The sequence below is a fragment of the Arthrobacter sp. 05T45 genome, from assembly GCF_056395875.1.
The window spans coordinates 42,862-64,386 of the sequence record NZ_JBFTKI010000008.1 but is presented as its reverse complement, the minus strand read 5'-3'; the positions used below and the strand labels follow the sequence as shown (position 1 = coordinate 64,386).

General features: G+C 66.1%; 18 protein-coding genes and 2 tRNA genes. 10 read left to right on the top strand and 10 right to left on the bottom strand.

What is annotated here, in order from left to right:
- Positions 1 to 47 precede the first annotated feature (47 nt).
- The 5 genes from gyrA (at position 48) to AC1DGD_RS10545 (ending at position 3,921) form a co-directional block, all read left to right on the top strand.
- Positions 48 to 2,786: a DNA gyrase subunit A gene (gene gyrA / locus AC1DGD_RS10565; RefSeq protein ID WP_476850707.1), complete on the top strand. Its 2,739-nt coding sequence runs from the start codon at positions 48 to 50 to the stop codon at positions 2,784 to 2,786.
- Positions 2,783 to 3,415, top strand: coding sequence for a DUF3566 domain-containing protein (locus AC1DGD_RS10560; RefSeq protein ID WP_243178157.1), 633 nt, complete (start codon positions 2,783 to 2,785; stop codon positions 3,413 to 3,415). The genes gyrA and AC1DGD_RS10560 overlap by 4 nt, the downstream gene beginning before the upstream one ends.
- A gap of 98 nt (positions 3,416 to 3,513) precedes the next feature.
- Positions 3,514 to 3,587, top strand: a tRNA-Ile gene (locus AC1DGD_RS10555).
- 63 nt (positions 3,588 to 3,650) lie between these two features.
- Positions 3,651 to 3,773, top strand: a complete 123-nt coding sequence (locus AC1DGD_RS10550; RefSeq protein WP_308288829.1) for a DLW-39 family protein — start codon at positions 3,651 to 3,653, stop codon at positions 3,771 to 3,773.
- Between the two features lie 72 nt (positions 3,774 to 3,845).
- A tRNA-Ala gene (locus AC1DGD_RS10545) sits at positions 3,846 to 3,921 on the top strand.
- A 58-nt stretch (positions 3,922 to 3,979) separates the two neighbouring features.
- Here the strand turns inward: AC1DGD_RS10545 and AC1DGD_RS10540 are convergent.
- On the bottom strand, positions 3,980 to 4,348 hold the full coding sequence (locus AC1DGD_RS10540; protein WP_230006371.1) for a cupin domain-containing protein: 369 nt from the start codon (positions 4,346 to 4,348) through the stop codon (positions 3,980 to 3,982).
- A gap of 131 nt (positions 4,349 to 4,479) precedes the next feature.
- On the opposite strand from AC1DGD_RS10540, the gene AC1DGD_RS10535 reads away from it, so the two are divergent.
- Positions 4,480 to 5,409, top strand: a complete 930-nt coding sequence (locus AC1DGD_RS10535; RefSeq protein ID WP_476856759.1) for a DMT family transporter — start codon at positions 4,480 to 4,482, stop codon at positions 5,407 to 5,409.
- A gap of 54 nt (positions 5,410 to 5,463) precedes the next feature.
- On the opposite strand, the gene AC1DGD_RS10530 is transcribed toward AC1DGD_RS10535, so the two are convergent.
- Positions 5,464 to 6,336, bottom strand: a complete 873-nt coding sequence (locus tag AC1DGD_RS10530; protein ID WP_476856758.1) for a glycosyltransferase family 2 protein — start codon at positions 6,334 to 6,336, stop codon at positions 5,464 to 5,466.
- A gap of 188 nt (positions 6,337 to 6,524) precedes the next feature.
- Entirely contained in the window at positions 6,525 to 7,523 is a 999-nt protein-coding gene (locus AC1DGD_RS10525; protein WP_476856757.1) for a hypothetical protein, read from the bottom strand.
- A gap of 155 nt (positions 7,524 to 7,678) precedes the next feature.
- On the opposite strand from AC1DGD_RS10525, the gene AC1DGD_RS10520 reads away from it, so the two are divergent.
- Both AC1DGD_RS10520 and AC1DGD_RS10515 read left to right on the top strand, forming a co-directional pair.
- Complete coding sequence (locus AC1DGD_RS10520) at positions 7,679 to 8,224, top strand: peptidylprolyl isomerase (RefSeq protein WP_026538031.1); 546 nt, start codon at positions 7,679 to 7,681, stop codon at positions 8,222 to 8,224.
- Positions 8,225 to 8,233: 9 nt separating this feature from the next.
- Entirely contained in the window at positions 8,234 to 9,103 is an 870-nt protein-coding gene (locus AC1DGD_RS10515; protein ID WP_230008395.1) for a rhomboid family intramembrane serine protease, read from the top strand.
- A 1,115-nt stretch (positions 9,104 to 10,218) separates the two neighbouring features.
- Here the strand turns inward: AC1DGD_RS10515 and AC1DGD_RS10510 are convergent.
- On the bottom strand, positions 10,219 to 10,824 hold the full coding sequence (locus AC1DGD_RS10510; protein ID WP_476850711.1) for a DNA-3-methyladenine glycosylase I: 606 nt from the start codon (positions 10,822 to 10,824) through the stop codon (positions 10,219 to 10,221).
- A gap of 105 nt (positions 10,825 to 10,929) precedes the next feature.
- Entirely contained in the window at positions 10,930 to 11,184 is a 255-nt protein-coding gene (locus AC1DGD_RS10505) for a cell division protein CrgA (RefSeq protein WP_028278234.1), read from the bottom strand.
- Positions 11,185 to 11,361: 177 nt separating this feature from the next.
- Here AC1DGD_RS10505 and AC1DGD_RS10500 point away from each other — a divergent pair, with 177 nt between their 5' ends.
- Positions 11,362 to 12,129, top strand: coding sequence for a class E sortase (locus tag AC1DGD_RS10500; protein WP_476856756.1), 768 nt, complete (start codon positions 11,362 to 11,364; stop codon positions 12,127 to 12,129).
- 170 nt (positions 12,130 to 12,299) lie between these two features.
- Positions 12,300 to 12,941 (top strand): anthranilate synthase component II, encoded by a 642-nt coding sequence (locus tag AC1DGD_RS10495; RefSeq protein ID WP_476856755.1) that lies wholly within the window; start codon positions 12,300 to 12,302, stop codon positions 12,939 to 12,941.
- A 63-nt stretch (positions 12,942 to 13,004) separates the two neighbouring features.
- Here the strand turns inward: AC1DGD_RS10495 and pknB are convergent, their stop codons facing one another.
- From pknB to AC1DGD_RS10470, 5 genes are read right to left on the bottom strand one after another with little or no spacing between them, the layout of a single operon-like run.
- Positions 13,005 to 14,978 (bottom strand): Stk1 family PASTA domain-containing Ser/Thr kinase, encoded by a 1,974-nt coding sequence (gene pknB, locus AC1DGD_RS10490; protein WP_476856754.1) that lies wholly within the window; start codon positions 14,976 to 14,978, stop codon positions 13,005 to 13,007.
- A 6-nt stretch (positions 14,979 to 14,984) separates the two neighbouring features.
- Complete coding sequence (locus AC1DGD_RS10485) at positions 14,985 to 16,829, bottom strand: protein kinase domain-containing protein (RefSeq protein WP_476850714.1); 1,845 nt, start codon at positions 16,827 to 16,829, stop codon at positions 14,985 to 14,987.
- Positions 16,826 to 18,283, bottom strand: a complete 1,458-nt coding sequence (locus AC1DGD_RS10480; protein WP_476850715.1) for a peptidoglycan D,D-transpeptidase FtsI family protein — start codon at positions 18,281 to 18,283, stop codon at positions 16,826 to 16,828. The genes AC1DGD_RS10485 and AC1DGD_RS10480 overlap by 4 nt, the downstream gene beginning before the upstream one ends.
- The gene (locus tag AC1DGD_RS10475) at positions 18,280 to 19,725 is read right to left on the bottom strand and encodes an FtsW/RodA/SpoVE family cell cycle protein (protein WP_476850716.1); all 1,446 of its coding nucleotides are present in this window, start codon (positions 19,723 to 19,725) and stop codon (positions 18,280 to 18,282) included. The genes AC1DGD_RS10480 and AC1DGD_RS10475 overlap by 4 nt, the downstream gene beginning before the upstream one ends.
- Positions 19,722 to 21,524 (bottom strand): PP2C family protein-serine/threonine phosphatase, encoded by a 1,803-nt coding sequence (locus tag AC1DGD_RS10470; protein ID WP_476856753.1) that lies wholly within the window; start codon positions 21,522 to 21,524, stop codon positions 19,722 to 19,724. The genes AC1DGD_RS10475 and AC1DGD_RS10470 overlap by 4 nt, the downstream gene beginning before the upstream one ends.
- Position 21,525 lies beyond the last annotated feature (1 nt).

Sequence of the window (21,525 nt, the reverse complement as noted above, 5' to 3'; positions counted from 1 at the left end):
CCGAATATGCCCGGACTGATATATACCTGAAACGGAAAATATAGACTATGAGTGACGAAACACCAGAGGTGCCGGCCGGCTCCGAGCCCGTCCTTGAAGGCGCCATCCTCGATGGCGACGTACTGACCGACCGCGTCGAGCAGGTGGACCTGCAGACCGAAATGCAGCGCTCCTACCTCGACTACGCCATGGCTGTGATCGTGGGCCGTGCCCTGCCGGATGTCCGCGACGGCCTCAAGCCCGTCCACCGCCGCGTGCTCTATGCGATGTTCGACGGCGGCTACCGCCCGGAACGCTCCTTCAACAAGTGTGCCCGCGTGGTGGGCGAGGTCATGGGCCAGTACCACCCGCACGGCGACACCGCGATCTACGACGCCCTGGTCCGCCTGATCCAGGACTGGACCATGCGCTACCCGCTGGCACTGGGCCAGGGCAACTTCGGCTCGCCCGGCAACGACGGCGCGGCCGCCCCGCGGTACACCGAAACCAAGATGGCGCCGCTGGCCATGGAGATGGTCCGGGACATCGACGAGGAAACCGTCGACTTCCAGGACAACTACGACGGCAAGAACCAGGAGCCGACCATCCTGCCGGCCCGGTTCCCGAACCTGCTGGTGAACGGTTCCTCGGGCATCGCCGTCGGCATGGCCACCAACATCCCGCCGCACAACCTCCGTGAGGTCGCCGACGGTGTGCAGTGGTACTTGGCCAACCCGACCGCCAGCCGCGAAGAGCTGCTCGAAGAGCTGATCCAGCGCGTCAAGGGACCGGACTTCCCGACCGGCGCCACGATCCTGGGCCACAAGGGCATCGAGGACGCCTACCGCACGGGCCGCGGCTCCATCACGATGCGCGCCGTGGTCAACGTCGAGGAACTCCAGGGCCGCACGTGCCTGGTGGTCACCGAGCTGCCGTACCAGGCCAACCCGGACAACCTGGCCATCAAGATCGCCGAACTCGTCAAGGACGGCAAGATCTCCGGCATCGCCGACCTCCGCGACGAGACCTCGGGCCGCACCGGCCAGCGACTGGTGATCGTGCTCAAGCGCGACGCCGTGGCCAAGGTGGTGCTGAACAACCTCTACAAGCACACCCAGCTGCAGGACAACTTCGCCGCCAACATGCTCGCGATCGTCGACGGCGTGCCGCGCACGCTCAGCCTCGATGCCTTCATCCGGCACTGGGTCACGCACCAGATGGACGTCATTGCCCGCCGCACCCGGTACCGGCTGCGGAAGGCGGAGGAGGAAGCGCACATCCTGCGGGCACTTCTCAAGGCGCTGGATGCGCTCGATGAGGTCATTGCCCTGATCCGTGCGTCCACCACCACCGAAGCGGCCCGCGACGGGCTGATGGAGCTGCTGGACATCGACGAGGTGCAGGCCCGGGCCATCCTGGACATGCAGCTGCGCCGGCTCGCCGCCTTGGAGCGCCAGAAGATCCAGGACAAGCACGCCGAACTTGAGGCCCTGATCGTCGAATACAACTCGATCCTGGCCTCGGAGGAACGCCAGCGCGAGATCATCAGCACCGAACTCTCGGAGATCGTGGCCAAGCACGGCGATGACCGCCGCACCAAGGTCCTGCTGGGCTACGACGGCGACATGTCCATCGAGGATCTGATCCCCGAGGAGGAAATGGTCGTCACCATTACCCGCGGCGGCTACGTCAAGCGCACCCGCAGCGACAACTACCGCTCGCAGCAGCGCGGCGGCAAGGGCATCAAGGGCGCGCAGCTGCGCGGCGACGACGTCGTCGAACACTTCTTCGTCACCACCACCCACCACTGGCTGCTCTTCTTCACCAACCTGGGCCGGGTCTACCGCGCCAAGGCGTACGAGCTCGTGGAAGCCGGCCGCGACGCCAAGGGCCAGCACGTGGCAAACCTGATGGCGTTCCAGCCGGACGAGCACATCGCCCAGGTGCTGGACCTGCGCGACTACCAGCACGCCCCGTACCTGGTGCTCGCCACCAAACGCGGCCTCGTCAAAAAGACCCGTCTGGAGGACTACGACACCAACCGGTCCGCCGGCGTCATCGCCATCAACCTGCGCGACGGCGATGAGCTTGTCTCGGCCCAGCTGGTGTCCGAGACCGATGACCTCATGCTGGTCTCCCGCAAGGGCCAGTCCGTCCGCTTCACCGCGACGGACGATGCGCTGCGCCCGATGGGCCGTGCCACCTCGGGCGTGACCGGCATGAAGTTCCGCGAGGACGACGAACTGCTGGCGGCCGACGTCGTGCAGGACGGTTCGTTTGTCTTCATTGTCACCGAAGGCGGCTTCGCCAAGCGGACCGCTGTGGAGGAATACCGCCTCCAGGGCCGCGGCGGCCTTGGCATCAAGGTGGGCAAGTACCAGGAAGAACGCGGCCACCTCGTCGGGGCCCTCATTGTCAACGAGGAAGACGAAGTCCTGGTGGTCATGGAAGGCGGCAAGGTGGTCCGCTCGTCGGTCAGCGGCGTGCCGGCCAAGGGCCGCGACACCATGGGCGTGATCTTTGCCAAGCCGGACAAGAACGACCGCATCATCGCCGTCGCGCGCAACAGCGAACGCGGGCTCGAAGTCGAGGAACCGGCCGAAGGTCAAGATGCCGGTGAAGACACCGGCGAAAATACCGCAGACGTGACCGAAAATCGGGCATCCACGCCCGATGACGTAACGTTGGCTGAAGATGGCGGACTGCATGAGGAGTCCGCAGCGGCAGAATCAGTACCGGCCCCGGAGTCAGATGAGTCATCAGGCAATGCCGAGCTGGACGAAGACAATACCGGAGGTAACGAGTGAGTAATTCCGACTCATATCCCAAGCCGAGCAGCGGCGTGCCGAGCGGAGTGCGGCAGCCCGCCGCCGCACCGCGCGTAGGCGCCCCCTCGCGTCCGCAGCAGCGCCCCGGCGTGTCCGGCGCAGCCACGGGAACGGGCCAGCGGCCCGCCGCACCCGGCCAGCGCCCCACGGTCCCCGGCCAGCGCCCAGCCGTCCCGGGGCAGCGCCCCGCCCAGTCCGGCGGGCAAGGCACTGCCGGGCTGATCAAGCCCGCTCCCAAGGCCAAGGTGCGCCGTGCCCGGCTGCTGGTCAGCAAGGTGGACCCCTGGTCCGTGCTGAAAATGGCCTTCCTGCTCTCCGTAGCGCTGGGAATCGTCACCGTCGTGGCGGCGATCGTGCTCTGGACCGTCCTGGACCTGACCGGGATCTTTGACCAGGTGGACAGCCTGCTCGGGACCCTCGCGGGCTCTGAAGGCGGCGGCTTCGAATTGAAGAAGGTGGCATCCCTGGGCCAGGTGGCTTCATTCGCCACCATCATCGCCGTGATCAATGTGGTGCTGCTGACGGCGTTGTCGATGCTTTCGGCGGTGCTCTACAACATTGCCGCGACGCTCGTCGGCGGCATCGGCGTGACCCTCACGGACGACTAATTCCCGTACTTTTCCGCGGATTCCCGCGGAAAAAGGCCTCGATTTGAGATCGGGCCGGGATGTGCTGTACAGTCATATCTCGGCCCGATGAGGCATCGGGGCGTATAGCTCAGGCGGTTAGAGCGCTTCGCTGATAACGAAGAGGTCCCAGGTTCAAGTCCTGGTACGCCCACGGAACCTGTACTGGTTCTGGCAGAGGTTAGTGAAGGTTCGTCCATGACAGAACCGGAACGGGGTGCATGTGAAGAAGTTGCTGGTTATCGCAGCCACGGTCGCAGGCGTCCTCCTCTACAGGAAAGTGCAGGAATCCGAAGCCCGGAAAGTGGTCTGGAGCAATTCAACCGATACGGTTGACTAGCCCGGAATCTGGGGATGGAAGCTGGAAACCGGCTCTCCGGACCTAGGGTATGATTGTCTGGTTGCTTCTTATGGGGGCATGGCGCAATTGGTAGCGCACCTGCTTTGCAAGCAGGGGGTTCGGGGTTCGAGTCCCCGTGCCTCCACCATAGGAAAAGCCCCGGACAGCGGAAACGCTGTCCGGGGCTTTTTTCATGCCTTCCCCACTCACTCCTTCGGCTTGGCGTAGTCCGCCATCCCTTGCCAGTCGATATACACGTAGGGCTCGTCGCCGAGGACCCAGGCGTCGTGGCCCGGCGGAATCACACCGAAGTCGCCGGGCCCGAATTCGAGTTCTTCGCCGTCGTCCATGACGACTTTGATGCGGCCGGAAATCGTGTAGCCGGTATGGCTGGCCATGCAGCTGTCAGTTTTGGCGATCGGCTTGACGTGGTCTGACCATTTCCAGCCCGGAAGGAAGGTGGCCCGTCCAACCGGGCCGGCCTCGAGGTTGACGAGATCCACCTGACCCATGCCCTCGGCAACGGGGCGCGTCTCTTCGGGATCGTCCAGGCTCTTGCGGATCATTGACGCCATGATGGTCTCCTTCTTCGATGATGGCGAGACCGGAACGTGAGACCGCGCCTTAAGATTGGCACCGCGGTATGCACCCGTCAAGGAGCAGCGGCCGTAAGGGCCCCTGCTGTCCGTCCCATTAGTGTTGGAGCGTGAACTTCTTACTTGCGGCCGTAGGCGTGCTGGGTGTGGCCTCGTCGGGGCCCCTCATTGCCGCCACGCTGGGCGCCACGTCGGTCAGTGCCCTCGCCATCGCTTTCTGGCGCAACGCCATTGGAGCAGTCGTGATGGCCGGTCCGGTTGTGGTCCGCAACCCCCGTCAGTTCGGAAAGGTGACCGGAGCCGAGTTCCGCTGGTCGCTCGCCGCGGCGGTGGCCCTGGCCCTGCACTTCGCGTGCTTCATTACCTCCCTGCAGCTGACGTCGGTCGCGGCGGCGACGGCGCTGGTGTGCCTTCAGTCAGGCTGGATCGCGATCTTCCAACTCTTCCGGGGAGTCCGGTTCCGCTGGCCGGTCCTGGTAGGGCTGGGGCTCGCCTTCGGCGGTGTCGTGACAATCACCGGTTTTGATATGGGTTCCTCGCCCGAGGCGCTTGTGGGCGATCTCCTGGCCGTCGCCGGCGGCGCCCTGGCGGGCATCTACACGCTCGCCGGAGGCAAGGCGCGGCAGAGCATGGGCACCGGCGTCTATACGACCCTGTGCTACGGCATGTGCGCCGCGATTGTGGCCGGGATGGCGCTGTTGGCTGGACAGCCGCTGGCAGGGTTCGAAGCCACCGGCTGGCTGGGGATCCTCGCCATTACCGTGTGCGCACAGCTGGTGGGGCACACCGCGTTCAACTATCTGCTGGCGACCATGAGCCCGCTGCTGGTGTCCATGATCATCCTGCTGGAAATCCCCGGAGCGGCGCTCCTGGCCGCAGCCTTCCTGGACGAGACGCTGCCGGCCGGAACCAACGCGGGGCTGGCGATGATCCTGGTGGGGCTCGCCGTCGTGGTCCTGGGGCAGCGAGGCTCACGCTCCGCCCGGAGAACGGGCGAGGGAGCCGGTGAAGAGCGGCTGGCGGAGCTCGGCACCGACTAGGCCGCTCCCGGCGGCCGCATCTCCCGGTGGCCGCGTGGCCGCCGTCATTGGCCGCTATTGGCCGCCGCGGCGGGCCGGCTGGGGAACGTTGACCGTGTGGATGGCACGGAGCAGTTTCGCCGGGAAGTAGACCGAGAAGAAGACCACCATGGGCGCCTTCAGTGCCATCTTCTTGACGTTGTGGGCCTTGTAGGTGCGGTCAAAGCGCGTCACGTAGTAGCGGTAATCCCGCGGCGAGTCCTCCAGCCGCCGGGCCGACATGCCCGAGATCATCTGCGGCCAGTACTGGATCCGGAGCTCGTGGTCGGCCAGGTGCAGCGACAGATCGATGTCCTCGTGCATCTCGTCCCGCTCGTCGCGGCAGGCTTCTGTGCGGATGGTCTCCCAGGCCGAGCGGCGCATTGCCATGTTGGAACCGAAGAGGAAGTGATACTGGTGCTTGGCAAGCCTGAGCATCAGTTGGCGCATTTTGTCGTCGGCCTTAAGCCCGAACCGGCGCATGGGCATGTCGTAATAGACCACCGGACCGGTCGCAGCGTGCACAGACTCGTCGGCGAAGGCCTTCTGCACCTGCTCCACCCAGTCCGGTTCCAGCACGGAATCGGCGTCGATCCGGCCGAGGATATCGCCCGTGGCATGGTCCAAACCGAAATTGCGTGTGGGGATGAGCCCCTGGTCGCGGTCCTGGCTGAGCAGGACGATCGGGCTCTCCGGATACTCCAGCTGCATCTGCCGCACGATTTCCGCCGTGCGGTCCTTGGACAGGTTGTCCACCACAATGATTTCGTGGGCGGGCACCGACTGGTAAACCGCGGCGATCAGACACTGCCGGATGACGCTTTCCTCGTTGTACGCCGGGATGACGATAGACACAGCCGGCGGCGGAGCAAGGAGCAAGGCATCCTGGGGTGATCTATGGGGTGACATCACCACAAATTTAGCATCTAGCCTGGCGTTTCAAGCCGGACCTTGACGTGCCTGCGGAGGCCGCGTCAAACAAAAGGAGGGATCCCGCACCGTGGCGGAATCCCTCCTTGGGAGAGTGCAGGTCACCTGCCGGCAGCGGGACTGCCCGGCGCAGGGTCTCGACTCAGCCGGCCTGTGCCGGCCAGGTTCTACTTGCCGGGCTTGTCTGCGCCGTTGTTCAGGCTGGCCGCGATGTTGCGTACGGCCGTTTTGGCGTCGGTGGCAACCTTGTCGGCGGCCTCAGCGGCGTTGCCGGCGGCGTCCTTGGCCGTTTCCGTGGCGTTGTCCGCCGCGGTGGCTGCGGAATCGGAAGCCTCCTTGGATGCCTCAGCCGCGGAGTCCGCTGCCGCTACAGTCGCGGAACCGGCCTTGTCGGCGGCGTCCTTCAGCGATTCGCCGGCCGGGGCGGCCGTGGGGGCGGGCTTTACCGGCGTCGGTACCTTCCAGGGGTCCTCCACCGGCCTGGACGCCCGCCAGGCGGCGACACCGGCTGCAACGGCGGCAGCGATGATGCCGAAGATCAGCAGGCCGCGGTGCTTGGGCTTCTGCTGCTTGGCGAGCTTGGCATTAGCCGTCTTGGTGATCTCATTGGCGGCCGCCTTGATGTTCTTGCTGGCGTTCTTGCCTGCCTTCTTGGCGTGTCCCTTGACGGCCTGGGCCTGCGTCTGGACGCCGGTGACAACACCGGAATCAACAAGCTTCTGTGCGACGGCGTCCACGTGGGCCGGGGCGTTTTCCAACGTGCGGTGGACGGCCACGGAAGCCTGCCCGATCTGGTCGGAAAGCCTGGGCAGGTACTCGACAACAACCCGGTCGCGTGCATTGGCGATGACCGGGGCTGCCTTGTCCACAGCTTCGTGCAGGCGCGGGGTAGCGCTGTCCGCGGCATCGTGGATCCTCGGCGCCAGCTGGGCCAGGCCATCCTGAAGGCGGGGAGTGACAGTGGCAACGCCGCCGGCCAGATTGTGGGCCGCCGACTTGAGGCCCTCCTGGATCTTGGGAGAGGCGGTGTCCAGTCCGTGCTGCAGGCGGGGAACAGCCCAGTTCACGGCAGCCTCAACCCGCGGGGCCGCCCAATCCTTGGCGCTGTCTACTCCGGTGCTGACTGACTGCTCCAAGTCACGGGCAATACGATCCGTTTTCTTCACAACTACCTCCCGATTAATGTGACGGTTCTGCTGTTAGCCTACGTGTCTAGGAACGCACCGGCTATTCTTCAGGCCGATTTCCAGTGGATTTCACCCAGCGCGGAACTGACTGTGCGGCCCTATGCGGGCGTAGCCGTCATGGAAGAATGGGCCCTATGACTGCCAACGCAACCGCAAAAGCCACTATCCACACGAGCCTCGGCGACATCGTCGTCAACCTCTTTGGCAACCACGCGCCGAAGACCGTCGACAACTTCGTCGGGCTGGCCACCGGTGAGAAGGCCTGGACCCACCCGGAAACGGGCGAGGACAAGACCGGCACGCCGCTCTACAACGGCACCATCTTCCACCGCATCATCAAGGACTTCATGATCCAGGCCGGCGATCCGCTGGGCCGCGGCACCGGTGGACCGGGCTACAAGTTCGACGATGAGATCCACCCGGAACTGACTTTCAACGAGCCGTACAAGCTGGCCATGGCCAACGCCGGCGTCCAGATGGGCCGCGGCACCAACGGCTCGCAGTTCTTCATCACCACCATCCCCACCGGCTGGCTGCAGGGCAAGCACAGCATCTTCGGTGAGGTCGCCGATGACGAATCCAAGAAGGTCGTCGACGCGATCGAAGGCGTCCGCACCGGCATGGGCGACCGCCCCGTCGAGGATGTCACCATTAACAGCATTGACATCGAAAAGCTCTAACCCACCACCATGAGCTACGGAATTCCGGCGGCAGAGCCGTCCGCAGAGGTCCCGGTATGCCCCAGGCACCCGGACCGGCCCGCCTATGTGCGTTGCCAGCGGTGCGGGCGCCCTGCGTGCCCCGACTGCCAGCGGGCGGCCGCCGTCGGATTCCAATGCGTTGACTGTGTCAACGAAACCAAGCGCACGACGCCGGCCGTCAGGACCGTCTACGGCGGCGCCGTGACCGCCGGCAAACCCGTGGTCACTTACGTGATCATCGCGCTGTGTGCCCTTGTCTATGCGCTGCAGTGGATAGTCCCCAACGACGGGATTTACCAGCAACTGGCCTACGCTCCCGCCCTGACCGGCGTTGAACCGTGGCGGATGCTCACCTCGGCGTTCCTGCACTCGCAGGGATTCCTGCTCCACATCGTCCTGAACATGTACACGCTGTGGATATTCGGCCAGATCCTCGAGCCGCTGCTGGGCCACGCCCGCTTCCTGGCCATCTACCTGCTCTCGGCCGTCGGAGGCTCCGTCGGCTTCCTCCTGCTGACCCCGGTGTATCCGCTGAACGGCCCGGTGGGCCTCGTCGGCGCCTCCGGCGCCATCTTCGGCCTGTTCGGCGCCCTGCTGGTGGTCCAGCGCCAGCGCGGCGGCGAAGTCCGCCAGCTCCTGGTCCTGATTGCCATCAACGGCGTCATCGGCTTCATGGTCCCGCAGATCGCCTGGCAGGCCCATCTTGGCGGCCTCGTCACCGGCGCCCTGAGCGCCGCCGTGATTGCCTACACCCCCCGCGGCCCGCGGCAGACCCTGCTGCAGGCCATCGGCCTCGCGGTGGTCCTGGCCCTGGTGATCGCCGTGTCCGTCGTGCGGATGGCCGGCGCCGGCGCTTAGCCCGCTCCTGCCGAAGTCCCCGGCCGCAATCGGCCGTAACCGGCCGGAATTGAACGCCCGGCCCCTTCACTCTTTTGCAGTGTTTCCCTCGCTGGTGTTCCTTGGCTGTTCCCTCCGCTTTGTGGATCTTTCCCCCTGTACACCCGGGCCGCGCCCCGAACCTGAAATCACAGGTGCGGATCCGAGAGTTTTCCACAGCGGTTATCCACATTGTTAATAACTTACAAGCGTGTAGTTCACTGTGACGACCCGGTTCTGACCGCCCGGGCTGGCGATTATCCAGCTTGCAGGCGATGCTGCCGACCCGATCTCCACACCTGTGGATAACTTCTGTGGGTTGCCCTGTGAGTAAGTGGACAACTGTGCCCGCCCAGGCCCTGTTGCCTGGCGCCGGGCGGCACCAGCCCTGTTCCGGCCGTGCGCCGCGGGCACCCCAGGGAGTACTCCACAGAACGGTGCCACGGGCACACCAGGACCGGTGCCTCAGGACCTCCAGGCGGCGCCGCGTCTCCCCGACGTTCTCCCAGCGCCGTCGCCCCCACAGGGCCCGCGCGCGGCGGCGGCAGGTCGCGACGGGCCGTGGGACGGCCGCGGTGTGTGTTTCAACAGGGTTATTCACAGTGTTAATAACTTGATGGTCTGAGCATCCGCGGGATTTAACCCGGCTCATGGCCCGGCAGAGGGGGTTGCGGCTCCGATGCGCCGGCTGTTATCCCCAGCTGTGGATAACTTGTGGGTAGTGAGCTGTTATTAAGTGGATAACTCGTCCGGTGCAGCTGTGGTCGGGACGGGCCACAACGGCGGGCGGCCGGCCTGCCCCGAGGCGGCCCCGAGGCTGCCGTGAGCCGGCCGTGCGGCGGGACCGCGGTGCCATCCGCGGCCTGTTGCCGGGATCAGGGAACTTGTCCACAGGAAATCCACACTGTTAATAACTTACAGCCGTGTAATTCAGGACCGGCCGGGGATCTCAACCGTGGCTTTGCGCCCCGCTGTGGCCGCCGAACCCGGCTGAACCGCATGAAGACCCGGAAACTTATGAACAGTGTGGATAAGTTTCCCCAGCCTTGTGCACAGCTGTGGATAATGAGGCGGGACCTCGCCGGGTCACCGCCGGGTCACTGCGGCCAGACGCCCGATGACCCGCGCCTGTGGCTGTCCAGCAGATGGGTGTCGACCATTCCGATGGCCTCCATGAGCGCGAACATCGTGGTGGGCCCCACGAAGGCGAAGCCCTTCTTGCGCAGCGCCTTGGAGAGCGCGACGGACTCGGCCGAGGTGGTGGGGACCTCATCCAGGGAGTTCGGCCGGGGTGTGGCGGGCGGCTGGAACGCCCATACGAAGTCAACCAGGCCGCCGTCGTCCCTCAACGCCAGAGTAGCGCGGGCATTGGTGATGGTTGCCTGGATCTTCAGCCGGTTCCGGACGATCCCGGCATCGAGCATGAGCCGCTCCACATCGGCGTCCGTGAATCGCGCCACCAGTTCCGGGTCGAACTCCTTGAACGCCGCGCGGAAAGCGGGCCGCTTGCGCAGGATCGTCGCCCATGAAAGCCCCGCCTGAAATCCCTCGAGGCTGATGCGTTCGTAGAGGCCCTGTTCGTCCCGGACGGGCATGCCCCACTCGGAGTCGTAATACTCGCGCAGCATGGGATCCACGGCGGCCCACGCCGGCCGCGCCAGTCCGTCGTCGCCAATGGTCGAGCCGTTTACTGCCGGGGTCATCTGGATTCCTTCGCTGGGCAGGGACTAATGCTGTGGGTTAACGGCGACGGGCCGGCACACTGTGTGTACCGGCCCGTCAGGGATCTGCGCCGCGCGGGCCTGGTGTCAGGAACGCCAGCGGGTGGTCATCAGGAAGCCGATGATCGCGATTCCGAAGCCGGCGACGATGTTCAACGAGCCCCAAGCCTGAACCGGGAAGGCGCCCTCTGTGATGTAGAACGTGATGATCCACAGCAGGCCAATGATCATCAGGCCAAACATGACGGGCTTGAACCAGACCGGATTGGGCTTGTAGGCCTCCGCGGCAGAAGTCTGCGGGGCCACACGGGCAGTCCTTTTACGCGGCTTCGACTCGGGCACTGATCCTCCTTGGCGGGCTGGAACAAGAGCGGCCAACGTGGCTTGGTATCCTGCAGGAAACGAGCCCCCGCCGGCCAACGTGCTCTTGGTCGAGCTTGAATTCTTGTGTCGCACAATTCTAGCTGTAGTTCCGGCCACGCCGGGGACCCGCGCAACCGTCCTGGAGGAGAACCCGCAGTGCTGGAGTTGGAGCAGGAATCCGGCCGGACGGCGCGCAGCCGCCGCGGGCTGCTCCTGCGCACCATCCACGTCGCGGGCGAGCTGCTCCTGACCGTGGGCGTCATTGTCCTGCTCTTTGTAGCCTGGCAGTTGTGGTGGACGAATGTGGCCTCCGACGCCCGGCAGCGCGAGGCGGTGCACGACTTTGCCCGCGGGATTGGAACAGCCGCTCCCGCAGCGCCGCCTCTGCCGTCGGCTGTTGCCCCGGATCCCGCCGACGCTCCCGAACCGGCCGAGGGCGCGACCATCGGCATCCTGTATGTTCCCCGTTTCGGCGCCGGATACACGCGTCCAATCGTTCAGGGAACCACTCCGGCGGTGTTGGACACGCTGGGCATCGGGCACTATCAGGGCACGGCCATGCCAGGGGCTGCGGGAAACTTCGCCCTGGCAGGGCACCGGCAGACCCACGGCGCCGTCCTGGACCATATCGACGCCCTGGTGCCCGGGGACCGGATCTACGTCCAGACCCGTGAGGGCTACTATGTCTACGTGTTCCGGAACAGCCAGACAGTCCTCCCCTCGCGGACCGATGTGCTGTTGCCGGTGCCGATGCGGCCGGGCGCCGCGCCGACAGAGAGCTACCTGACCATGACGACCTGCAACCCGCGGTTAGGCTCCGAGGAACGCTTTGTGGCCTACGCCCTGCTGGAGCGGTGGCAGTCCCTTTCGGCTGGACCGCCGGCTGAAATTTCCCGGGCGGCCCGCGCGGCCGGGGAAGGCTGACGAATGTATGGCTGGCTTTTCCGCCGCCTTCCCGGGCCCTTGTGGCTCAGGATTGCGACCGCGCTGGTGCTGGCGGCCGGAGCACTGGTATTGATGGTTCAGTTCCTTTTTCCCTGGCTGGCGCAATTCACCCAGTTAACAGATTCAACGATTGGTTCGGCAAGGCACCCATGAGCACAACGAAGATCCTGGTCGTAGACAACTACGACAGCTTTGTCTACACCCTGGTCGGCTATCTCCAGGAGCTCGGTGCGGAGACCACCGTAGTCCGCAACGACGACGTCACGCTCGCCGAGGCGATCGAAATGGCCGAGGCGCGGGACGGGGTCCTTATCTCTCCCGGTCCGGGGAATCCAGCCGGGGCCGGCGTCTGCATTGAGCTGATCAAGTGGTGCGGCAGCTACGACAAGCCCATGCTGGGTGTCTGCCTGGGGCACCAGGCGCTGGCGGAGGCCTACGGCGGAACCGTGACGCACGCTCCCGAACTGATGCACGGCAAGACTTCCCTCGTCGAACACCATGGAACCAGCGTCTTTGCGGGGCTCCCCTCGCCCCTCACGGCCACCCGTTACCATTCGCTGGCCGCTGTCCGCGAGAGCATCCCGGAGGTCCTGGAGATCACCGCGGAAACGGGCACCGGTGTGGTGATGGGCCTGCAGCACCGCACCGCCCCGCTGTGCGGCGTCCAGTTCCACCCGGAATCCGTCCTGACCGAAGGCGGCTACCAGATGCTCGGCAACTGGCTGGAGTCACTGGGCATGGCGGGCGCTGCCGAACGGGCAGCGGACCTGAGCCCGCTCATCAAACACTGACCCGGCAGGCACTGAAAGCGCGGGCGCGGCGGTAGCCGGCACCTTAGGTTTTTCCCGACCGGGTTAGGGGAACAGTCCGCCCAGGGCCGCGTCCTCTTTGGACGCGCTCTTGGTCGGCGTCGGTGTGGGCGACGGCGGGGGCGGCGGCGGCGCCGGTGCCTTCGCCACGGTCACGGTAATGGTCTTGCCCTGTTCGACGAGCGAATCCGCGGCATCGGCCTGGCCTGTCACCTTGCCCGGAGCCACCTGGGAGTTCTCCACCTCGGTGGCCTTGAGCACCAGGCCCTGTTCCTTCAGTTTCGCCTCCGCCTCCGCCAGCGGCAGCCCGATCAGCTGCGGCACAGCAACCTTGCCGGTGGAGACGACGATTTCGACCGCGTCCGCCACGGCCACAACCTGGCCCGGGGCCGGGTTGGTGGTGATGACAATGCCGACCGGAACGGTGGGGTTGTTGGACATCTTGGTGGTGAGGACGCCAGTCAGCCCCGTTTGGTGGAGAAGATCCCGGGCTGCCGCCTCGGTCCGGCCGGGCAGGTCCGTCGGAATGGTGATCGCGCTGGGGCCCTCGGAGATGTTGAGGATGATGTCCGAGTTGGCGTCCATGGAACTCCCCGACGTCGGCACGGTGCCAATCGCGGTGCCTTTGGGAATGCTCTCGTGCTGCAGCCGTTGGAGCTGTGGCTTGAAACCTGCGTTGTACAGCCTTTGCAGGGCCTCTGATTCCGTCAGGGACGTCACCGTGGGAACCAGTACCTTGGTTGCCTGCGGCGGGGCCTGATTCATGAGGTTGTACAGCCACAGGCCGCCGCCGGCCAGCACCAGCAGTGTGAGGACCACGAGCGTCGCGATCCAGGTGCGGCGGCGCGTCTTCTGGCGAGGGGTGTGCTCGCGTTCGACCGGCAGCGCCAGCGGCAGGCTGCCGGTGTCCGCAATGCCATAGAGTTCGGTGCCCGCCGGCTGCAGCACTTCCTCGTCGTCGGGTATTTCTTCGGCGGGCCGCAGCCGGCCGCCGGGGGAATCGTCGAGGAACTTGGCGCCGGTCAGGGAGAAAGCTGCCGTGGGCGCCAGGGGGTCGTGCCGGGGAACCTCGTTGGTGGGGTCAGTGGGGGCCTCGCTGGCGGACGGCGCCGTCACCGGAACGCCGCTGCGCGCGGCCCGCAGGGCGCGGCGGAAGGCGGCGGCGTCCTGGAAACGGTCTGCGCGGTTCTTCTGCAGCGCCTTCATCAACACGCTGTTCAGCGCGGCGGAGACTTCGGGATTGAGGCTGCTGGCGGGCTCGGGGATCTCACGAACGTGCTGGTAGGCCACGGAGACGGGGCTGTCGCCGATGAACGGCGGCCGGCCGGTCAGCATCTCGTAGAGAAGGCATCCGGCGGAGTACAGGTCGCTGCGCGCGTCGACGGCTTCGCCCCGGGCCTGTTCCGGGGACAGGTACTGCGCCGTGCCGACGACGGCCTGCGTCTGTGTCATGGTGGCGGACGAATCCGCAATGGCGCGGGCGATTCCGAAGTCCATGACCTTGACGTTGTTTGAATCGGGGCAAAACATCACGTTGGCGGGCTTGATGTCGCGGTGCACGATCCCGGCCTTGTGGCTGTAATCGAGCGCGGACAGCACGCCCAGGGTGAAGTCGATCGCCTGGTCGATGGTGACGTCCTTGGCCCGCACCATGTCGCGGATGGTCTTGCCGGAAACGAACTCCATCACGATGTAGGGCACCCGGACGCTGTCGTCGTGATCACCGGGGACCGCGTGGTCCCCGGTGTCGAAGACAGCCACAATCGAGGGGTGGTTGAGTGCCGCGACAGCCTGGGCCTCGCGCTTGAAGCGGGCCTGGAACTGCGGATCCCGGGCCAGGTCCGGGCGCAGCAGCTTGACGGCCACGGTACGTCCCAGCCGGGTATCGAGGCCGCGGAAAACATCCGCCATGCCGCCACGGCCGATCAGCTCACCCAGCTCATAGCGCCCGCTGAGGACGCGCTGCGTGTTCGCCGGGCGTTCCTCCCTGTGCGAGGGAGTGCGGGGTGTATTGCTCATGATCGCTTAGGGTCCGGACTTGGTAGCTGAAGGTGAAGGGGATGCGGCCGTGGCCTTGGCGAGGTGGTAGGTCACGACGCTTCCCGCGGTCACTTTGGACCCGGAAGGAGGCTGCGAGCTCACGAAAGTGCCCGGATCTTCCTTCTTGTTCGTGGGACTGACGTCGGCTCCCTTGGCCCAGCGCAGCCCGGCGTCCTGGATTGCCTGCTGGACTTCAGCCTCGCTGGCGCCCGCCTTGATGGACGGGACGTCGACCATTTCCGGGCCCTTGGAGTAGCTGACCGTGATGGTGGTGCCCGGCTGGACGGCACCGGAGGGATCGATGTTGGTGACGGTGCCTGGCGTCGCGTCGTTGACGACCTCGACACCGGTGACTTGCAGCCCCTTGCCAATCAGCTCATTGCGGACATCGTTGTACGGCCGCCCGAGGTAGGCGTCCGGGATCAGGTTGACCGCGGCCGGGGTGGATTCGGTGGGTGTCGCTGAGCTGGGCGTGGGGGTGGGGGTCTCGGTCGGGGAAGCCGACGACGCCGACGGCGTGGCACTGCTCGGTTTCGCGATGCTGGACGTGGCACTGCTCGTGGCCGGACCCTGCGAGGGGAAGAGGCTGCCGGCCTGGCTCAGGACCACACCGACCAGGGCGAACACCACCAGCAGGATCAGCGCAATCAGCGGCCACGTCCACGGGCTGCGTCCGCGGCGCTTCGGCTCCTCCTCCGGCTCGTCGTAGTCTTCTTCCTCCTCTTCCTGCACCCAGCTTCGCTCGGCCGCCAGGGCATCGGCGCGGTTGAGAGCGTTGCGGGCGCCGTAGCCGCTGGCTGCGGCAGCGCCTGCTGCCAAGCCCGCGGCCGCACCTGCACCGGCGGCGCCCACGACGGGCAGCGCGGACGTCGCCGACGTCGACTTGTCCTCCGCGGCGCTGGAGCCAATGACGCTGGTGGCCGCTGTGGGGACGTCGACGGGGGCCGTGATGGGCCCGGTGGCTGCCTCGAAAAGCAGCATGCCCGGTACGGCTGCGTGTGCGGCGGCGATATCACCGTTGCGGATGGCCTCGGCCGCCTCGGACAGCTTGATGGCGTCGGCCGGGCGGTTCTTCGGATCCTTGGCCAGCATGGACATCAGCAGGGCGCGGACGGGCCTGGGCAGCGTGTCCGGCAGGGGCGGAGGCGCATCGTTGACCTGGGCCAGCGCGATGGCGATCTGGGATTCCCCGGAGAACGGCCGGTGGCCCGTGAGGCACTCGTAGCCGATGACGCCGAGGGAGTAGATGTCCGAGGCTCCGGTGGCAGTCTGCCCCGTGGCCTGTTCGGGTGCCAGGTACTGGGCGGTGCCCATCACCTGGCCGGTCTGGGTCAGCGGAACCTGGTCGGCCAGGCGCGCGATGCCGAAGTCGGTGACCTTGACGCGGCCGTCGGGGGTGATGAGCAGGTTCCCCGGCTTGATGTCGCGGTGCACGAGGCCCTGGGCGTGGGCGACTGCCAGGGCCCGCGCCGTCTGGGCGATCATCGAAAGGGTGCGGTCCGGGGAAAGCACCTGTTCGTGCTCGATGATGCTGCTCAGCGGCTGGCCCGGAACCAGTTCCATGACCAGGTAGGCGGAACCCTCTTCCTCGCCGTAATCGAAGACGTTGGCGATGCCCACGTGGTTCAGCAGGGCGGTATGGCGTGCCTCGGCGCGGAAGCGCTGCAGGAAACCGGGGTCGCCCGTGTATTCCTCCTTGAGCACCTTGATGGCGACGATGCGGCCAAGGATCAGGTCTTTGGCTTTCCAGACTTCTCCCATGCCGCCGATCGCAATGCGCGTGGTCAGCTGGAATCTGCCGCCGAGGGTGATTCCCGAAGTAGGCCTCACTTATTCAACACCGCCTCAAAAATCTTCTTCGCGTTCGGACTGGTTAGGTTTGCGCCAGTGGTGATGTCTACGCCTTCCATGACGATGGTGACGGCCACTTGCGGGTCATTTGCCGGGGCAAACCCGGTAAACCAAGAATTGTTCAGGCCGTTGCCGAGTTCCGCGGTACCGGTCTTGCCGGCCACCTGGACACCGGGCACGGCCGCACGGTGTGCGATGCCGTCGTCGACAACGCTGACCATCCACTCGTTGATCTGCCGTGCGATCTCCGGAGTCGTGGCGGTGCGCAGGGCCTGGGGTTTCGGTTCGTTGATCGTCCGCAGGTCGGGGGCGCGTACGGCCTTGATCAGGTTCGGCTGCATCTGCACTCCGTCGTTGGCGATCGCCGCCGTCATGGTGTTGATCTGCAGCGGCGTGGCGCGGACGTCGCGCTGGCCGATCGAGGACTGCGCCAGCCCGGCGTCGTCCAGCGGTTCGGTCGGGAAGAAGCTTGGGGCACTGTCCAGCTTGAGCTGGTCGCCGAAGTCCTGGCCGAAGCCGAATTTCTCCGCCTCGTCCGCGATGGCTTTCTGCTTCAGGTCCAGGGCGATGCTGGCGAACGGTGTGTTGCAGGACTGCTGCAGGGCAAACGCGAACGACGCCGTCGTGCGCGTGTAGCAGTTGCCGCCCGCGTAGTTGGGCAGCTTGTAGTCGATGCCGGGGAAGGACATCTCGGCCGGGTTGGGCAGGTCGCTGTCCTTGTTGTACTTGCCCGATTTCAGCGCCGCAGAGGTGTCGATGAGCTTGAACACCGATCCCGGTGCCAGCAGCTCGCCCGTGGGTCCAGAGACGTTCTGGTTCAGGTTGATCCCGGGGACCTGGTTCAGCTCGGTGTAGTTGGCCTGTTCGGCGGCAGCGTCCTGGGTGGCAATCAGGTTGGGGTCATAGGACGGTTTGGACACCATGGCCAGGACCGCGCCGGTCTTCGGGTTGGTGACCACGATGTGCCCGCGAATGCCGTCCGGGATGAGGTCGTACGCCAGCTTCTGGAGCTTGGGGTCCAGGGTAAGCTCCACGGACGCGCCCTTGGGCTGGTTGCCGAGGAACAACTGGCCCACCCGGTCCAGGAACTGCTGGTCCGAGCTGCCGGCCAGGACATCGTTCATGGACTTCTCGAGTCCGGTGAGGCCGTAGTTCTTGGAGAAGTAGCCGGTGACGCCCGCGTAGAGTTCGGGCTGGGAGTAGGTCCGCTGGAATTTGCAGCTTTCCGTGGCGGGCACGGACTCTGCCACCGGGGTGCCGCCGACAATGATCGCACCGCGGTCGTTGCAGTAGTTCTGCAGGATGGCGCGCCTGTTCCAGGCGTTGGCCTTAAGCTCGTCGGCGCCAACCACCTGCACATAGCTGAGCGCGCCGAAGATCAGCACGAACATCGCGATGGCGGCAATCCATGAATTGCGGATGGCCTGGTTCACAGCTGTTTCACCGCCTCGGTGGGTGCGTCGGGACTGTTACGGGGATCCGGCGCCGGTTTGGCAGGCAGCACGGGGAAGTTCTTGCGCGCACCGGGTTCCTGGCCGGGCGGCAACGGCGTTGTATCCACCGGGCCGCGCGCGGAGTGCGAAATCATGAGCAGCAGACCCACAATGATCCAGTTCGCCAGGAGCGAGGACCCGCCGGCGGCGAGGAACGGCGTCGTAAGTCCGGTCAGGGGGATCAGGCGCGTCACGCCGCCGATCACCACAAAGCACTGCAGCGCGATCGCGAAGGAGAGCCCGGTGGCGAGCAGTTTGCCGAACGCGTCGCGGGTGCCCAGCGCGGCGCGGAAGCCCCGGGTGAACAGCAGCAGGTACATCAGGACGATCGCGAAGACGCCGATCAGGCCCAGTTCCTCACCAAAGGAGGCGATGATCATGTCGCTGTTGGCGAAGGGGACGAGGTTGGGCCGGCCCTGGCCGAGGCCGGTGCCGACCAGGCCGCCGTTGGCCATGCCGAACAGGCCCTCGACAATTTGGAGGCTGCCGCCGAACTGCCGGCCGTAGACCTCATCGGTGAACGCGTTGAGCCAGCCGTCGATCCGCAGGGCCACGTGCGAGAACACGCGGGCAGCGACGACGCCGCCGACGGCAATCAGCACGAGGCCGATGATCACCCAGCTGATGCGGCTCGTGGCGACGTAGATCATGACGAGGAACAGGCCGAAGAACAGGATCGAGGATCCCAGGTCACGCTGGAAGACCAGCACGCCGATGCTCACGAGCCAGGCGGTGATCATGGGGCCCATGTCCTTGAACCGCGGGAACTGCACCGGGCCGATCTTGCGGCCCGCCAGCAGGATGAGGTCCCGGTTCGACGACAGATAGCCGGCAAAGAAGATGGCCAGCGTGATCTTGGCGATTTCACCCGGCTGAAAGGTCATGGAACCGATCTTGATCCAGACGCTGGCACCCAGGACCTCTCCGGCGGAGACGCCGGGAACCAGCGGCAGGATGAGGAGCACGGCGCTGATGGCCAGGGAGATATAGGTGAAGCGGCGCAGGATCCGGTGGTCCTTGAGGAACCAAATGACCGCGATCGCGACCGCCATGGCCACCAGGGTCCAGCGCAGCTGGTTGTTGCCGGTGTCTTCGCCCACCCTGTCCAGCCGGTGGATCATGGCCAGGCCCAGCCCGTTAAGGGCGACCACGAGCGGAAGTATTACCGGGTCGGCATATTTTGCGCGGAGCCGCAGCACCACATGGAAGGCGAGGGCGGCCAACGCCAGGAGTCCGGACTGGAACCAGAAGTCGGTGTCAAACGCTTTTTGCCGGTCCACGCCCACGAGTGCCTGGGCACCAATCCCTACGGCGAGGGCGAGGACCAGGAGGACAAGCTCCACGTTTCGTCGTGGCCTGGGCACGGGGTCGATGGGTGTCATTTGGCCCCCTCGCAATTCGTAGTCGGGGTGGCGGATGGCGACGGCTTGGCCGCCGCTCCTGGGGAGGCTGTGGCACTTGGCGACGCCGTGGAGCCCGGCTTGGCCGTGGTGCCGGGGGAGGGGGTGGCACCGGCGGCCGTCGCTGCGGGGGACGGGGTGAGGCATTCATCGGCCGGGGCGGTCGTGCCGGTGCGTTCCAGGTTTTTGACGATCCGCTGCGCGTCGTAGAGGTCGCGGGCGGGCACAGTCTGGCGCACCCGCTGCTGCGAAAATTCGGGAAGGTCGGACATCTTGATATCGGTTACCGCTTCGAGAGTGGAAAGCTGGATGGGCCCGAGACGCTGGGAGACGCCGTTGAAGATGGCCACATGCTGATCGTGTTCGCCGATGTAGTAGCGCGTCTGGGTCCAGGCGTAGCCAAGCCAGAGTCCGACGGCCAGCAGCGCGACGATCGCGGCGGCAATGGATACGGTAAGCCACCGGCGCGGCCGTCCGGCGGGCCTGAAGTCGTCTGCCTCCTCGCGGTCCTGTTCGGACTTGTGCGTGAGGACCGTGGCCGCGCGCCGGGCCACGGTGCGTCCGGCGATGGAAGGAATGGACCCTGATTCCGCCGCTGCGGCGGCGGCCCCGACAAGTTCGTGCGGGCGCATGGAGAGTTCTTCCCGCAGGACTTCGGCCGAGAGGTGTTCGCCCAGATGCGGGTCGGTGGTGGTCTCGGGTTCCTTGCCCTCGGCGGCCTTCTGTGTGGCGGCGGCCGGCGATGTGCCGTCGGCCGGGGACCCTGGGGCCGGGTCGGCCGGCGGCCCCGAGGCTCGTGCCGCGGCGGCCAGCGCGGCGGACCCGGTGTCCTGGGCGGAGTTGTCCTTCTTTACGGACTCGCCGGGGGTTTTCGCGGCACCAACGGTGCTGCCGGCCAGGGGCCCGGCCAGGGGTCCGGCCGGGGCGGCGGGCGCTGACGTCCCGGCGGCCGCTGCGGGCGCGGGCACGACGTCGACGGCGGCGGTCCGGACGTCATCGCGTGTCGGCTCGGCGATGTCGAGTACCACCACGGTCACGTTGTCCGGGGCGCCGGCCTCCAGCGTGAGTTCAACCAGCAGTTCGGCGCATTCGCCCAGGTCCTTCGTCTCCCGGACGGTGCGCTCCACGACGTGGCCGGCCACATAGTTCAGGCCGTCCGAGCAGAGCAGCCATCGTTCCCCGGCCTGGACTGCCAGTGTGTCAAGATCCAGCTCCGGGCTGGCATCGACGTCGCCCAGCACGCGCATGAGGACGTTCTTGTGCGGATGCGTTTCGGCCTCTTCGGGGCGGAGCCTGCCCTCATCGATGAGCCGCTGGACAAAGGTGTGGTCGACACTGACCTGTTCGAACTCGCCGTCGCGCAGCCGGTAGGCCCGGGAGTCGCCGATGTGGGCGAAGTGGAGCTTTCCTTCGGCGAGGAGCAGGGCCGTGACCGTGGTGCCCATCCCGGCGAGCTTGGGATTCATGTGCACCAGTTCGGACAGCAGGGAGTTGGCCGTCTGGATTTCGTCGGCGAGCACGGTGCCGGCGTCGCCGTCGTAGTCGTCATGGTCCAGGTGGATCATGTCCAGGACGGTCGCGGCGGAGGCGACGTCGCCGCCGGCATGGCCACCCATGCCGTCGGCAACGACGGCGAGGTGCCGGCCGACGTAGGCGGAGTCGTCATTCTTGGCGCGTATGCGGCCGACGTCTGACCGCGCGGCGTAGCGCATGATGAGCGGCCGCTTCGGGGCAGTTGGCTTGCCTTCGGCCCTGTCTGCGGGAAATTCCGGGGCAGCCACG

What these genes read in the sequence shown, in the direction of transcription:
- gyrA (WP_476850707.1), top strand. Translation starts at nt 48, where the DNA reads ATGAGTGACGAAACACCAGAGGTGCCGGCCGGCTCCGAGCCCGTCCTT.
- AC1DGD_RS10540 (WP_230006371.1), bottom strand. Translation starts at nt 4,348, where the DNA reads ATGGCGTCAATGATCCGCAAGAGCCTGGACGATCCCGAAGAGACGCGC.
- AC1DGD_RS10530 (WP_476856758.1), bottom strand. Translation starts at nt 6,336, where the DNA reads ATGTCACCCCATAGATCACCCCAGGATGCCTTGCTCCTTGCTCCGCCG.
- AC1DGD_RS10520 (WP_026538031.1), top strand. Translation starts at nt 7,679, where the DNA reads ATGACTGCCAACGCAACCGCAAAAGCCACTATCCACACGAGCCTCGGC.
- AC1DGD_RS10515 (WP_230008395.1), top strand. Translation starts at nt 8,234, where the DNA reads ATGAGCTACGGAATTCCGGCGGCAGAGCCGTCCGCAGAGGTCCCGGTA.
- AC1DGD_RS10510 (WP_476850711.1), bottom strand. Translation starts at nt 10,824, where the DNA reads ATGACCCCGGCAGTAAACGGCTCGACCATTGGCGACGACGGACTGGCG.
- AC1DGD_RS10495 (WP_476856755.1), top strand. Translation starts at nt 12,300, where the DNA reads ATGAGCACAACGAAGATCCTGGTCGTAGACAACTACGACAGCTTTGTC.
- pknB (WP_476856754.1), bottom strand. Translation starts at nt 14,978, where the DNA reads ATGAGCAATACACCCCGCACTCCCTCGCACAGGGAGGAACGCCCGGCG.
- AC1DGD_RS10475 (WP_476850716.1), bottom strand. Translation starts at nt 19,725, where the DNA reads ATGACACCCATCGACCCCGTGCCCAGGCCACGACGAAACGTGGAGCTT.